General features: G+C 36.4%; 13 protein-coding genes. 1 reads left to right on the top strand and 12 read right to left on the bottom strand.

All coding sequences use genetic code 11. The annotated features are described in order from the left end of the window. Window positions 1-136: 136 nt before the first annotated feature. Window positions 137-799 (top strand): ribulose-phosphate 3-epimerase, encoded by a 663-nt coding sequence (gene rpe, locus J4050_RS03505; protein WP_208152568.1) that lies wholly within the window; start codon window positions 137-139, stop codon window positions 797-799. 127 nt (window positions 800-926) lie between these two features. Here the strand turns inward: rpe and J4050_RS03500 are convergent, their stop codons facing one another. The 12 genes from J4050_RS03500 to J4050_RS03445 form a co-directional block, all read right to left on the bottom strand. Further along, window positions 927-1,346, bottom strand: a complete 420-nt coding sequence (locus J4050_RS03500) for a CBS domain-containing protein (protein WP_208152567.1) — start codon at window positions 1,344-1,346, stop codon at window positions 927-929. A 99-nt stretch (window positions 1,347-1,445) separates the two neighbouring features. Next, window positions 1,446-3,782: a GumC family protein gene (locus J4050_RS03495; RefSeq protein WP_208152566.1), complete on the bottom strand. Its 2,337-nt coding sequence runs from the start codon at window positions 3,780-3,782 to the stop codon at window positions 1,446-1,448. Window positions 3,783-3,785: 3 nt separating this feature from the next. After that, window positions 3,786-4,550, bottom strand: coding sequence for a polysaccharide biosynthesis/export family protein (locus J4050_RS03490; protein ID WP_208152565.1), 765 nt, complete (start codon window positions 4,548-4,550; stop codon window positions 3,786-3,788). 71 nt (window positions 4,551-4,621) lie between these two features. Beyond that, window positions 4,622-5,716 (bottom strand): MraY family glycosyltransferase, encoded by a 1,095-nt coding sequence (locus J4050_RS03485; protein ID WP_208152564.1) that lies wholly within the window; start codon window positions 5,714-5,716, stop codon window positions 4,622-4,624. 73 nt (window positions 5,717-5,789) lie between these two features. Then, window positions 5,790-6,902, bottom strand: a complete 1,113-nt coding sequence (gene wecB / locus J4050_RS03480) for a non-hydrolyzing UDP-N-acetylglucosamine 2-epimerase (RefSeq protein WP_208152563.1) — start codon at window positions 6,900-6,902, stop codon at window positions 5,790-5,792. A gap of 196 nt (window positions 6,903-7,098) precedes the next feature. Beyond that, complete coding sequence (locus tag J4050_RS03475; protein ID WP_208152562.1) at window positions 7,099-7,797, bottom strand: WecB/TagA/CpsF family glycosyltransferase; 699 nt, start codon at window positions 7,795-7,797, stop codon at window positions 7,099-7,101. Continuing rightward, window positions 7,787-8,992, bottom strand: a complete 1,206-nt coding sequence (locus J4050_RS03470) for a delta-aminolevulinic acid dehydratase (protein ID WP_208152561.1) — start codon at window positions 8,990-8,992, stop codon at window positions 7,787-7,789. Before J4050_RS03470 ends, J4050_RS03475 begins: the two co-directional genes overlap by 11 nt. 8 nt (window positions 8,993-9,000) lie before the next feature. Further along, window positions 9,001-10,047 carry a glycosyltransferase gene (locus J4050_RS03465; RefSeq protein ID WP_208152560.1) on the bottom strand — a complete coding sequence of 349 codons (1,047 nt, stop codon included), beginning with the start codon at window positions 10,045-10,047 and terminating at the stop codon, window positions 9,001-9,003. 18 nt (window positions 10,048-10,065) lie between these two features. Then, window positions 10,066-11,097: an ATP-grasp domain-containing protein gene (locus tag J4050_RS03460; RefSeq protein ID WP_208152559.1), complete on the bottom strand. Its 1,032-nt coding sequence runs from the start codon at window positions 11,095-11,097 to the stop codon at window positions 10,066-10,068. Next, window positions 11,087-12,205: a CapA family protein gene (locus tag J4050_RS03455; RefSeq protein WP_208152558.1), complete on the bottom strand. Its 1,119-nt coding sequence runs from the start codon at window positions 12,203-12,205 to the stop codon at window positions 11,087-11,089. The genes J4050_RS03460 and J4050_RS03455 overlap by 11 nt, the downstream gene beginning before the upstream one ends. Window positions 12,206-12,219: 14 nt before the next feature. Then, complete coding sequence (locus J4050_RS03450; protein ID WP_208152557.1) at window positions 12,220-13,374, bottom strand: glycosyltransferase; 1,155 nt, start codon at window positions 13,372-13,374, stop codon at window positions 12,220-12,222. Window positions 13,375-13,391: 17 nt separating this feature from the next. Further along, the gene (locus J4050_RS03445; protein WP_208152556.1) at window positions 13,392-14,588 is read right to left on the bottom strand and encodes an O-antigen ligase family protein; all 1,197 of its coding nucleotides are present in this window, start codon (window positions 14,586-14,588) and stop codon (window positions 13,392-13,394) included. Between the last annotated feature and the right edge of the window lie 4 nt (window positions 14,589-14,592).

The raw sequence follows: 14,592 nt of genomic DNA, 5'->3' as shown, positions 1-14,592 counted from the left end.
ACCAACCTAATAAAGGTAACAACAGTTACAAAACATAACTGTTCGTTTTTTGATTGATGAAAGAACCCACGGCTGATTACCGTGGGTTCACTTTTTTACTCTATTTTTGCCAAACATTAAAACGATTAGTACTACGATGAACCCTAAATTTATTGCTCCTTCAATGCTCGCTGCAGATTTTGGCAATCTGCAACGCGATACAGAAATGGTTAATGCCAGTGAGGCCGATTGGTTTCATATCGACGTTATGGATGGTCATTTTGTGCCAAATATTTCTTATGGCATGCCTGTTATCCAAGCCATTAAAAAACATGCCACTAAGCCCTTGGATGTACATTTAATGATTGAAAAGCCAGAGCGTTATATCGAGGATTTTGCTAAAGTAGGAGCAGATATTATTACGGTGCACTACGAATCTACAGTGCATTTGCATAGAACCTTACGACAAATAAAAGATACAGGCTGTAAATCAGGAGTAGTTCTTAATATTACAACACCAATTTCTGTTCTCGAAGATATTTTACCAGAGTGTTATATGGTCTTATTAATGTCTATAAATCCTGGCTTTGGAGGCCAAAAATTTGAGGACGTCACCTATCAACGCATCAAAAAATTGAAAGCCCTTATAGATTCTCAAAATCTAGATACCAGAATTGAAATAGACGGCGGTGTTACCGATAAAAATATTGAAGCCTTAGTGGCTGCTGGTGCAGATACCTTTGTCGCTGGAAGCCATGTGTTTAAAAGCGAGAATCCTACAAGGACCATAAAGCGCTTAAAGACCCTTTCAAATCAATAGTAATTAAGAAATCGTGTAAATAAAAAAGGGCTTTTGAAATTCAAAAGCCCTTTTTCATGTTGTGTATGATATGGTATGACCTACCGTGTTCTAGTTAGACTATAGAAAACCATATGAGGACAGTAGTCTACAATTTCTTTAACAGGTAATTAATTAAATCGGTTGTAGTTACAATTCCTACCAGCACGCCATTATCAACAACAGGTAAAGCATGGAATTCACGTTTTGCTAATAACTCAGCAACTTGTTTAACAGAAGCTGTTGATGGCACGGAAATGATATTCTTGGCCATCACTTGTTCAATCGTAAACATATTATAGACCAAAGTATCTACATCAGTATCGTAAGGATCAACGGCATCAGCAAAACTGATACGTAATAAATCCGTATAACTTAGCATCCCAATGATAACATCCTTATCAACAACAGGTATGTGTCTAATTTTGTGACGTTTAAAAAGCATTTCCGCTTTTTCGAGATCATCATCTCTGTTCAGCGCTATAATATCCGTAGACATTATAGTGCTTATGTTTTCTATAGTTCTCATGACTTCTATGGTTTAAAATTCACTATTAAAAGTAAACCATATAGCGCATAGAAAGTATGATAAATGTCATGTTAGAACTTTGGAGTTGGATGCAACCTCTTAACTTTTTTGTCCGTAGCCGTAATTATAACCGTAATTATAACTATAGCCATAAGACTTACTGGCGCCCACACTATTCACTACATAAGCCATATTTTTTAGCTTACCGCCCTCATGCAATTCCTTAGAGAATTCCAATAATCGCTTTTCGGTATAGTTAGCTCTAGCAATATAAATAGTGGCATCTGCCAATGGAGAAATAAGCATGGTATCCGTAACTAAAATGGTAGGTGCTGTATCTACTATAATATAATCGTACAAGGTCCTAGCCTCTTCAATAAGCATCTTAAAACGCCCATTAGTAAGCAAATTTGCTGGATTGGGTGGAATACTGCCAGAGAGGATAATATCGTGGTTAGGATGCTTGTCAAAGCCTTTAATTAAAGAGGTCTTCCAATCGAAATCGCCCTCATGTAAAAAGTTAGACAAACCTGGTTTATGCTTATCTTCGGCAATATGTGCGTGAATTTGTGGATTCCTTAAATCGGCACCAATTAACAACACCTTTTTATTAATACTAGACAAAGCTAAAGACAGATTTAAACTCACTAAGGTTTTTCCCTCTCCCTTTATGGTCGACGTGCAAAAAATGACACGCCCTGTCGGTTCTTTTTGCAGGGGCAATATAAAATCTACATTAGCGCTCAATATCCTAAAGGATTCTGCTAACGGAGAACGGTCGTTAGGATCTGTAAATACAATGTCCTTAGTTTTCTTTAAATCTGGTATTTCCGCTAACACTGGGATATTGGACGTTAAGTTTAAAATATCCTCTTTGCTGTGCAGCTTGGTATCTAACATAAAGATGATATACAATATGCCAAAAGGCAATAAGAGCCCTGCCAACAAAGCACCGGCATAAATAATACTAGGCTTTGGTGAAATTGGTGTAACGCCTGTTAAAGCGTTCTCTACCTCTTTAATAGAAGGTTCGGTAATGGCTAAATTAATAGCGGCCTCTTCGCGCTTTTGGAGCAATAGCAAGTACAAGCTTTCTTTTATCTTTTGTTGGCGTTCAATGGCCCGTAAAAGTTTTTCTTTCTCAGGGATTCTAGAGACCTGTCCTACAAATGCTGCATTACGATTTTCTAATTGCCTTAAAGAGACCTTCAACTGGTTGACATAAGAGGCTAAAGACCGTTTAATGTTCTGACCTAAATCCCTTATAGTTCCAGAGGCCAATTGCACAGCAGGGTTATTGGCGCCAGCACCACTCGCCAATTTATCGCGTTCTAAAACAGCCATATTATAGTCATTGATAAGGCTATTGATGCCGCCATTGTTAATGCCAATATTTGCTGGGAGTAAATTTGATTGTGCATTAGAACTTAAGGCCTCTTCTAGAAGCTCGGCCAAGGCCAACTGGTTTTCTAATTGAAAGACCTCCTCATCCGACTTAGTGCGCTGCTCCAGACCCATTTGCGCATCTGCCACCAAATCCACTAAATTATTGTCTTGTTTAAAATCTTGGCGACTGATTTCTATAGAATCCAGTTCCTCAGCCAAGAACACAAAACGATCATCGATGAAATCCAGCGTGCGCTTTGATACCAGTTGCCGGTCTTGAATCCCATCTTCATCAAAGACCTCTATAAGGGTATTTAAAATAGCTTCGGAAAGTAATTCGCTCTCCCCCTTTAAGGTGAGTTTTAATAAATCGCTCTGCTCTCCAATGGCCTCTACCTCTATTTGAGATTTAAGACCTAATGCCGTTTGTTTTATGGTGCTAAAGGAAATAATGTACCTTTTGCCCACAAGGTCTTGTTCTGCTGTTTCTGGATTATAGTAAATATCAAAAGGTAAGCGATGCGCCTTGGTATAGGTACTAAATTCTGAAAAACTAAAACTTTGCTCCGTTTTAAGATTGGTAATTACCAAACCTTGAGCTTCAATATCAATTTGATAAGGTCTCGATTCTACAATACTATCGGGTTGGATGTGTTGCTTAAATTCAAAGGGTAAGGCATATAGCGGTGAGGTTTGTATGGTCCCTTCCTCATAAAACTTAGTGGTTAAGTTGAGTTGACGCACCACACGTTCTAAAATAATATAAGAGGTTAAAATCTCAATTTCATTCTCTAGATTGATGTTGGTACGCTTAAAGACAAACGCAGAGGTGGGCAATTCCAAGCCCTCCGACTCATCTAAAATCTTCACCTTAGCGGTGGTTTCGTAAATCCGTGGTGCATAGCGCAAATAGCTGTAAGCGGCAATAAGCGCCACAACAACAGCGACTAAAAACCAAGGCCAATAATTGAGGTAGCGCTGCACCTTTCGCTTAATATCAATGCTATCGTCCTCTATAAAACCCGAAAAACTTGTTTTTGGTACATCCATAATTTATCTCGACAGTAATACGGCCACACTAAGCGCTAATGAGGCTATGGTTAATATAACGCCGAAATCACTAATATAGCCTGAACTGGTGACCTTAGGTTTATTCTGGTTCACTACAATGACATCATTGGGCTTTATAAAATAAAACTCACCATTCATAAATTCAGCTGATGTTAAATCTAAATGCGTGACCCTGCGATTCCCACCAACTTCACGTGTTAACAACACATCCTCTCGTTTACCGTTTATTGTTAAGTCGCCGGCATAACCTAAGGCTTGTAACAAGGTAATATTTTGCTCTGTGAAATTATAAGTACCCGGCCTATTCACTTCCCCTAAAATGGTCACCTTAGCATTCAGTAAACGTACATTTACCCTTGGTTTGTTGAGATGGCCGCCAGACACCAACAAGCCTTCAATATGTTTTGCTAATTGTTCAGTGGTCTTATCTGTCGTATTAATATCTCCCAAAACCGGAAAACTGATGCTATTGTCTGGAGACACCAGATACCCTTCCAGCTGCAAAATCTCAATATTCTGTACGATTTGCCCCGTATTGTTGGACACTCTATTATAAGGAATAGCGGCTTCAGGGATAGCAGACTCCACTGTGATTTTTAATATATCATTAGGTTGAATCTTAGAGGACACATAGGTCACGGATTGTTCTGCCACATCAGAGGCATCCTGCATATAAAAAATATCTTTTTTAGAGGCGCAAGAACTTAAAACACCTAAAGCCAATAGCACCAAAACCCTTATTCTCATAGTTGTTATCAATGTATACCTCACAAATATAAACGCATTTCAAGGACTGGCAAAGGCGAAGATAAAATATGCTATGGTTTTAAAGCCCATTTCTTAATGCCAAAGGGAATGAGGTATAACACGGTGCCATACAACAAGAGACTAAAAATCTGATTATTCAAATCAAAATAGGTTAAATTAAAGGCTATAATCACAATAAGCACATTAATCCCTGCAATAATAACCGTAGTCGCCAAATGACTATAGCCATGCTGAATAAAACGATGATGGATGTGGTTTTTATCGGCCTTAAACGGACTGGTTTTATGCACAAAAATGCGGATAAAGAAAATACGCAAGGTATCCATTAAAGGATAAAATAATAAGGCAAAGGCTAAAGCTGGTGCATCTCTATAATAGGTAGCTTCGGTATCAACTTGTTCCATATGAATAAAGCTTATGGTAAAAAAGGCCAATAAGAACCCAACGACCATAGAACCGGTGTCACCCATAAATATCTTTCGTGTAGCGGAAAAGTTTAAACGTAAAAAAGCAATTAGAGCGCCACAAAGCGCGATGGCAATGGTCGCCAAACTTAAATCGTCTGCCATTACAAATAAATACGTAAAAATACCACTGGCACAAAGCGCAATAGATCCGGCTAACCCATCCACACCATCGATTAAATTATAAGCGTTGATGATTAAAACATAAACAAACAAGGTAAAACCCACAGACACCCAATAGGGCAAAATATCAATATCCAATATGGAAGAAAACCCAATGATCCGAGAATCGGTAAATACAATTAACAAACTCGCTGCAAAGAGTTGCCCTAAGAATTTCTTACGTGCCGACAATACCGTAAGATCGTCCTTAAGCCCAAGAAAAAATAGCACTGTTAAGGCGCCCATTACCAAGAGCAAGACTTTGGTGTTTAAAAAGGCGCCCACAATAGTCATTACCACGATGAGTCCTAAAAAAATACCGATACCACCGAGAGTTGGGGTATGATTAGAATGCACACTCCTACTATCGGGCACATCCATTAAGTGCTTTTCCCTAGCCACATACAAGATAGTAGGAAAGGTTTGGAATGCAATTAAAAATGACAGCCCAAAGGCAATGATTAGCCATGGGATAATATTCTGCTCTGGCAAGAAATTGTCAACTAGTTGTTGGATCATATGGCAATAGCTCCTATACTCTTAGCTATTAAGAAATATACAAATAAAATCAGTTTTATCCTTTTATAACTTATTAATCTTCATGATAGCCATTAGAATGTAATTCTAACAGTACCTCTACAATCCGTTTTGAGGTTTTGCCGTCCCACATAGGAATAGGCTTGCCCTCTTTCCAATCGTCTTTAAACAAAATATCCATAAAAGGCTTAATATGCTTAGGATTGGTACCAACCAACTCATTGGTTCCCAAGGTAATGGTTTCGGGGCGTTCTGTATTATCCCTAAGGGTCATACAGGGCACACCCATAACGGAGGCCTCTTCGGTAATACCACCAGAATCGGTAATCACAGCCTTAGCATGCTCTACCAGGTAATTGAACTCTAAATACGATAAGGGCGACACACAATGCAACCTAGAATATTTGATGTTTAAACGCTCTAGAATTTTTGCAGTTCTAGGGTGCACCGGAAAAATCAATGGAAGGTCTTTGGAATGGGTAATGATTTCATCTATCATAGCCTTTAATTGACTTTCTTCATCGACATTCGCCGGACGATGCAGGGTCATTACCATATAGCGTTGTGGCTCCAATCCTAATTGTTCCCAGAGTGCGGGTGGTTTAAAGCTAGGCCTGTGTTTTAAAAGGGTATCGATCATGGTATTGCCTACGTAAAAAATGGTATTCGGATCTACACCGTTTTTTAGGAGATTGGCATTGGCGAGTTCCGAAGTGGTAAAAAAGTAATTGGTGATACTATCGGTCACCAAACGATTGATTTCCTCGGGCATGGTCCAATCGTCTGAGCGAATTCCAGCCTCTACATGCGCCACCTTGGTATGCAGCTTTTGGGCTACCAGCGCACAAGCCATGGTCGAAGTAACGTCACCCACCACCAAAACCAGGTCAGAAGGTTTCTTTAGGAGCTCCTTTTCAAATGCTACCAAAATCGAAGCCGTTTGCTCCGCCTGAGTCCCTCCAGTACATTCTAAATTGACATGAGGCTCAGGGATTTGTAATTGCTCAAAAAAACTACCGGACATATTGGTATCGTAGTGTTGCCCGGTATGTACCAAACGGTACTGTAATTGTGCGCCACGCTCTTGGGCATCTTTAATAGCGTGAATGATAGGCGCAATCTTCATAAAATTGGGCCGCGCCCCAGCAATAATGGTAATCGTGTACATCAGTAATCTATGGTTAGCAAATCCGTTACCACAATAGTTATAAGAAAAACGCTGTTTTACCCGCTTATGACCAGAAATTGACCCGAGGTTGACCCGAGGTTAACACGCTTAGAATACTAGATATACCAAAACAGTATACTGAAGTAGGCCATATATACTTTTAACAGGTATTCGTTGGTTATTTTACAACCCTTAATTAGTAACGCCCCAAATTTAAGTTAATAAAAAAACGTAGCAAATGGATTTGTCGTTTAATTCGTGAGGGTTGCTTAACGAGGCGGTAGGCCCATTCCAAATTATGAGCCACCCACCATCTGGGTGCACGTTTTACGTTTCCGGTATAGACATCGAAACTGCCGCCTAGACCCTGATATACTGCGGCGTGCTCTTGTTGTATACGTTCCATGAGCAACTCTTGCTTGGGTGATCCCATGGCCACAAACACTACATCGGGTTGATGCATCTTTATATCTGCGATTAAAGCCTGCTCCTCAGCTTCCGTTTTAAGATAACCATTCCGGTAATTGCAAATATGTATCTCTGGGAAATCTATGTTCAGTTGGGTTACCGTAGCCTCAATGACCTCTTGTTTTGCGCCTACTAAGTAAAAGGTTTTGTCCTTGTAATAGCGTTGTATCAGATGCAACCACAATTCGCAACCAGGAATTTTCACCGCAGTATTATGACCTTTTTTCTGGAGTGCCCAAACCGCACCAATACCGTCGGGATACCCTAAATTTCTATTAATGAGCGCTCGGCTTTCGTCTGTGGCATGTAAAATCTTTTCAGCATTAACGGCAACCATAATCTTGTGATTTTCCATAGCATAATCCACAAGGGCATCACGAGACTCTGGCGCAAAGGTTTGTACACCATTAAGAAATTCAGCAGTCATTACCTTGGGTTTTAGTTTCTAAAAAATAATGTGCCATGGCGTTGAACATAAAGGCGTTACTCCACCGCATGTAGGATATCTTAGAGCTCAAGCCTCTTCTATACTGGTAATAAAAATACCCTTTTTTATCCTGCATATGCGTTATAGTCCACTGCAACACTTGCTCCAAAAGCCTTTGGTGGTTTTGGAACAGCTTTAGTTTAGAGGCTGTGACGATAACTTGGGCCGGACAGTGGATATCCACAGGAAACGTTTTGTTATGATAGTACTTTGGCCTACCGTTGTCCTCAAAGAACTGTTCTATGTAGTACTGCCAACCCTTAGTCATATAGGTCTGAAATTGTGTATCACCTGTATTCTGTTGATAGGTCGCTATAGCATCGAGGTTAAAGCCGGTATGAAAACTATCTTTCCACGATTGAATAGGTAACAAGCCATAGACCCAGGACCCATCGGTCTCTTGCAACTGACAGGCGGCTAGCACCGCTTTTTCAGCGGGCACCAAAAAGCGTTTCTCCTCCGTGTACTTGTAGGCATAGCTCAAAATCTTTGCTCCTAACAAGGAGGCGTTAATCACGGTGTTATTGCCATCCGTAACACTGTAGGAAAACAAAAACCCATCTTTACAGGGTGTTCGCGATAAATCCTTAAGCACAAAGTCTGCAGCAGAGGTAATGACCTCCAACAGTTTAGCATCCTTGGTAATCTCGAAGGCCTCAATCAGTGCTTCAACACAAAAAGCAGTAGCCACCACTGTTGGTGTATTTTTTTTAAATAAAAATAGGCGCCGTGCTTGCCAATCGAAATTATAGCCCCAACAGGAACCCGAATAGCCCTTGGAACGCATATCCAATACTAGCTGCGTCAATTCTTGGATTTGTTTGAGCAAAGCCTCTTTCGTTCCAAAGGTGGTATCGCCCTTTTGGGCCAACTGATACAAGCGGCAATACCCCAATAAAAAAAGACCAACGCCTTTGGCATTGTGCTCTTTAGGCACCAAGAGCAAGGGTCTGAAATTAATCGGGCTGCGCTTAAAGCCTTGTATCCATGCCAAACGCGCTACATCCCAATGTTTTAAGGGTAGTGCCTGAAAGATTTTGGAGTTCAAGCCATCATAGGGATCCCAACCTTTGAAGTCTTGGGCTTCACAGTAGGATTTGAGATTTTGGAAGCTATTTTTAAAATTAGATATCACTTTTTATTTTATATTTGACTGTACACACTCAACAATCTTGAACTTACGGCACTTATAGAATAGCGTTTCGCCTTCATAATATTATTTTTTGAAATTGCTTGATATATATCATTATCCAGCAACTTTAAGATAGTTTCAGCATACCACTCAGGTTTTAATGACGAAGTTAAAAACCCATTTATGCCCTGTTCTACTTGATCTGGTATACCAGCATTAATTCTAGATATTATCGGAAGCCCACTACCCATAGCTTCTAAGATTGTATTTGGAAGACCTTCTCCATAATATGTCGGAAATATTAAAATATGAGACTTTTGAAATAGTTCATCTTTTGTATCACCATATACAGCTCCTAATACACTGCAATTAACAATCTCTTGTTTATTAATATAATTTTCAATCTCCTCACGTATATCTCCATCTCCTGCAACGTATAAATTCACATACTTTATATTATGTTTTTTTTGAAGAATCTTTAGGGCATCTATTGCTATATACACCCCTTTTTCTTTTACAAGTCTTGAAATGAACAGCAAATTAATTGCTTCATTTTCTTTGATATACTTAGGAGAGGTGCTTTGATATTGAGACAGGGTCGTTTCTACTATTACCTTTTTATTGTAACCAAGCTTTTGTATTTTTGATTTAAATACATTACCAAGTACAATAAACAGGTTTGCTTTGCACCATATTAATCTAAATATTTGGTTATAAATCTTGTTAGCATGTATTTTATTTTCAAAATCATTACTCCAACCTCTTACAAATACGATAATTTTCTTTCTGTGCAATAAAGATATAGCGATTAAAACGCTTTCGCGCAAAAAAGCTTTATTAAGTAGCGAAGGGTTGACATGAACAACTTTAAATTTAAACAATAAAAAGAAAAAAGCAATATTTCTCTCTATTAACCTTAAAACCGTATTCTTAAAAATACCGCCATTTATATTAAAGTATCTTATATCTTTATAATCATCTAGCCTTAATGTCTTGTAATAATTGGAAACACCACCAGGCAAGTTTAAATCTGGCACAACTATGAGTACTTTTTTCATATGTATTGTATTAGATACTTATCGTTGTCTCCTTAAATACTTATCTAAAGCAAATGCAATTTCTGTTTCTAATACAGACTCTTTCTCAACACAATCCCATTCTCCATTTTTTTGGATAAAATAATATGGTGCCGTTTCTAAAGTATGAGTTCCAAAGTATAATGCCTGAAACTCAATTAAAGAGAATTTTTCTCCATTAAAAGCTACATCCATTGCAAAAAACGGAAGATTTTGTTTGTCAAAAAACTGATGAGCATAATCTAATATTCCTGTTGGTATATCTTTGGTATAATTTATAAGTCCGCTTCCACTTGCTCTAAAGTCATTCTTCTTAACTCTTCTTTCTAAAACATAATATTTATCACCAAATACTAGTATTTTATAGTCTCTATCCATCCCAGATATTAAGTTCTGTACAATGAATTTTCTTCTATGTCTAGATTCTCTTTTGTACCCTTTGTGCTTTATAGCTCTAATATAATCTTTGAGATCATACCAGAAACTTCTACTACTGGAATATGATTTTGTTCTTTTTAACGCTTCTCTTTTATTGTTGATTAAAGTTACAGCTTTGCTTGTAGCCCCAAAAGCACTTTTAAGTACTAGTGGATAACTAAAACTATCGGCAGATTTTCTGAAATCTTCAAAAGTTCCGAAATAATTTGACTTTATATTTTTGATTTCAGGGATAGGTGCTACATCTCTAATAATCTCCATAAATATTTTGTTATGATGAGCTCTTAAATATTTATATCCTGGTATCACCTTAGCATCTATCATTTCTAACCCTAATACCATATCTTCCACAAAACTTTTGTAAAATAAATTTTCATCCTCTTGGCTAGTGTATAAAAAAACTTTGTCTACAAAAAACTTTCTGTCTCTAAAGTTTAAATCTGTGTAAGGCATAAATATCACCTCACGTCCAAGTTTTTTAAACTCTATCAGAAGTGCTTCTTTGTTAATACCACTTCTGTAAGGTTTAGTATTCCATTTGTATGAGAACCTATTATTGTAGTCTACTAAGAAAACTATTTTTTTATTTTCCATTTACTTCTTTCTCTAAAATATCTATTGCAACTTCCCTATGCACTCTGCTCCTTATTGCATTTAGCAAAATAGCTTTACTCTTTTTTGAATACGTCCTTTTTACAAAAGGAAAAATTGAGTTTAACTTCCTCAAAACTCTACCATACCCCTTAAAAACACCAAAATATAATGGTTCAAACTCTTCAATAAAATTAGCCCAAGATTCATTTATAAAATTCTCGTCCAAGACATTTTTACTCATTTGTTCTGATTCCTCAAAAAACTTTTCGCCTTCTTCTTTATTTAATTTAGCAATACCCGGAAAAGTTTGCTTAAATGGTATTTGCTGCAAGTGAGCCTCATTATCTTCTAACTCTATCTTAATTAAAAAACCTGTATTCCAGTTATTAGAATTTCTGTTAGCATAATCGAACATGAGGTTACCTTGTCCATAAAAAATGTCAGCTTTTTTATAGGTTTCCCAGGCACCACATATATGTGAATGCTGACACACAACTAAATCTGCCCCTATATCACATAAATATCTGCAAATTTTCTGCAAGTTAGGAGATGGATATTTGTAATGTTCTTTTCCTTCATGAAGGATAACAATATTGTAATCGGTTTTTTCTTTAAGGTCGATTAACTGAAGAGAAGCTTCGCAAATATCCAAAGGATTTACTCCAGCTTCTTTAGTTGTAGCTATTCCAAATTCTGTATCTGACATAGATATTATCCCAACTTTCTTGGTAGCATTTATAACTAATGGCTTGCCAGCTTCATAGATATTTTTACCAGCACCAACACTCTTTAGATTATGTTTAGAGCAAACCTCAATAGTTTCTAACACTCCTTGACTAGAGAAATCCCCAATATGATTGTTAGCCAAACTCGCCACATGTACATTTGACAGATTCAAAGAGTTTGCAGCAAAAACTGGCCCTTTGATATTAGGACCTGACTTTAAAATTTTGTTTGTAGCATTGGTCAATGGAGCCTCTAGATTTATAATATTTAAATCTGATTGTCGGAATTCTTCCTGAAAATCACCAAAAACCATAGCATTGTTTTTAAAATGGTTTTTATTAGTATTTATTGGGCAAATATCGCCACCTATGATTATCTTCATGATTTATCTCTTTACTACTTAACTACAAGTCCTTTGATTGAATACAATACATTAAGTACAATATCGAATAAAAACAATTTATGATTATCAGATGCATTGTATAACTGTGTATATTTATTTACTGCCTCTTTTACATTAAAAAAACTATTAAACCATTTTTGGGAATTGATATAATTATCTTTTGATTGAACTAGGCTTAGTATATTTTCTAAATTTAATCTACTATTATAATTATCCACCTTAGTTCTTGGTGAAAAATTGGTTTCGAAAACTTGATCGAAATTATCATTATCTACAAGTAAAGGATAATCTTCATCCTCATAAGGAACAAGTAAAATTTGACCTAAACTTGCAGCCTCCATAAAGTTTCGTCCTGTACCAATAATTATATTGCCCGCACTGAGAACCTTACTTGCATTATGAGTAAATTTATCATCTGTTTCTATGATAACATGGTTAGTTATATTATTTTGATTGATATAGTCTAATAAATCTCTATATATCTCTTCACTCTGAATTGTCCCTAATATTATAAATTTAACATTACAACCTTTTTCCACAAGCCATTTCACTAAATTAATACCTTGTAATATAGACTGATGGTAATGATTTCCTATCCTTGCAATCCTTAAGATTGTAATTTCTGTATTTACCTTGTGTTTTTCTTTAAATGCTTTCACCTTTTCTACATCTATATAAACAGGTAACACTCTATTAGGTATAAGAACTTTATTAACTTTTTGATATTTTCTATGCTCATCAAAAAAATGTTGATTCTCATGGCTAAAAAGCACCAAATTATCAGCCTTGGGATAATATAATTTTGGGTTTGGCCCACCGCATTTATTAAGATAACTAGGCTGCCGTAGACTTATAGAAAACAATCTTGCAAAAGCAAAGGACTCTACATCGAAAGCATGAACTACCTGAGGTTGAACATGTTTAACTATCTTTTTAAGTTTGAGAAAAACCTTAAAAAAATTATATCCGTTATACTTTACAAATGATATTTTGTAGCTACTAGAATCTAGAGACTCTGAGCGTTGCACACCAACATTAATTACATGGACATCATGAACGCGTCCAATAGTATTGGCTATGGCATTTAAACTATGAAAATGCCCTCCTTTTCCGTGTCCCTTTGTTGTAATTAAATAAACTATCCTCATTATTGATTTTTGGTTAATTAATTTGTTGGTGAGGTTATAGCGCTACTATTTAGTATCCAAATTCTTCTAGCCTCTAAGATGACCAAGGTAATTATTGCGTATATCATCTCAGGTGCGAAGAGATTAATAGAGTAAGAACAGCCAAGACCAACAACCACCATCCATATAATAATCACAAGTCCTTCATAAGTTCCTTTAAAAAATAAAAACAACTTAAATACTCTATAAAAAAAGAAAATAATTACACCCAGTCCTAGAAGACCGTAATTAAAGAAAAACTCCATAATGTCACTATGCGCCACTATACTATGACCGATAGTCTTTTGAAAAAAGTCAACTGTTGCATAAAACCCATTGCCAAACAACAATACCAAAGGATTATCATTATTCAACATTTCATTAATAATCAGAGTAAACATTCTTCCCCTCCCAGATCCTGCTGTTTCAACATTTTCAAAATCTTCTATACGAGCAAGAAAAATATCCATGTTTAAAAAAAAGTAATAAGAAGACACAGAAAATACACCTATACCAAAGATTAACTTAAGAAGCTTTTTTTCTTTAACTTTAAACAAAATATAAAAGTAATATACTGCAAAAGCTATACTAAATGCCAATAAAGCCCCTCTCTTAAAAGCTAACACAATACCAATTGCAGTTAGCAGTATCAATACATTGGTAAACTTATTCCTCATTAGAAGTACTAAAGGGAATAACTTTAATAAATGATAAGAGTTGTTCGATACAAAAAAGTTTTTTGACCCTTGCCATAAAGATCTATTAGAGAAATCCCTAAGTATCACTAAAAAATATATAATTACTAGTGAAACAACTAGTATATTAAGATGTCGCTTAGTCACAAGACCTGAGACAAGAGCATAGTAAAAACAATAATATCCTGCTATCCAATATAATACTTTTAAGAACGGAAAGAGATTTTTTAAAAGTAACTCTAAATGCAGCAAACTAACTACACAAAATAATAGTAAAAGAAACCTTATCGCTTTACCTGTAACTGGTTGTGGTATTCTATATCCCTTTATTTTAACATTAAAAAGATAAACTAACATAACCCCAAAAAAAGCAGCTCTACCAATCTGCGGCACAATTCTATCTACATTATCTCCCTTTGAGGGATACAGCAAATCGAAAAATGACAACAGTGTAAAAAAGAGTATTAATATAAGCCCATTTTTTGATTTGCTTATTTTCATTAAA

The organism is Winogradskyella pelagia (genome assembly GCF_017581965.1).
GTDB lineage: Bacteria > Bacteroidota > Bacteroidia > Flavobacteriales > Flavobacteriaceae > Winogradskyella > Winogradskyella pelagia.
The sequence above is the reverse complement of the archived record's forward strand: the minus strand, read 5'-3'. Positions and strand labels throughout refer to the sequence as shown.

Bases quoted from the DNA above. Each gene is read 5' to 3' on its own strand.
- rpe (WP_208152568.1), top strand. From the start codon at position 137: ATGAACCCTAAATTTATTGCTCCTTCAATGCTCGCTGCAGATTTTGGC.
- J4050_RS03500 (WP_208152567.1), bottom strand. From the start codon at position 1,346: ATGAGAACTATAGAAAACATAAGCACTATAATGTCTACGGATATTATA.
- J4050_RS03495 (WP_208152566.1), bottom strand. From the start codon at position 3,782: ATGGATGTACCAAAAACAAGTTTTTCGGGTTTTATAGAGGACGATAGC.
- J4050_RS03490 (WP_208152565.1), bottom strand. From the start codon at position 4,550: ATGAGAATAAGGGTTTTGGTGCTATTGGCTTTAGGTGTTTTAAGTTCT.
- J4050_RS03485 (WP_208152564.1), bottom strand. From the start codon at position 5,716: ATGATCCAACAACTAGTTGACAATTTCTTGCCAGAGCAGAATATTATC.
- wecB (WP_208152563.1), bottom strand. From the start codon at position 6,902: ATGTACACGATTACCATTATTGCTGGGGCGCGGCCCAATTTTATGAAG.
- J4050_RS03475 (WP_208152562.1), bottom strand. From the start codon at position 7,797: ATGACTGCTGAATTTCTTAATGGTGTACAAACCTTTGCGCCAGAGTCT.
- J4050_RS03465 (WP_208152560.1), bottom strand. From the start codon at position 10,047: ATGAAAAAAGTACTCATAGTTGTGCCAGATTTAAACTTGCCTGGTGGT.
- J4050_RS03460 (WP_208152559.1), bottom strand. From the start codon at position 11,097: ATGGAAAATAAAAAAATAGTTTTCTTAGTAGACTACAATAATAGGTTC.
- J4050_RS03455 (WP_208152558.1), bottom strand. From the start codon at position 12,205: ATGAAGATAATCATAGGTGGCGATATTTGCCCAATAAATACTAATAAA.
- J4050_RS03450 (WP_208152557.1), bottom strand. From the start codon at position 13,374: ATGAGGATAGTTTATTTAATTACAACAAAGGGACACGGAAAAGGAGGG.
- J4050_RS03445 (WP_208152556.1), bottom strand. From the start codon at position 14,588: ATGAAAATAAGCAAATCAAAAAATGGGCTTATATTAATACTCTTTTTT.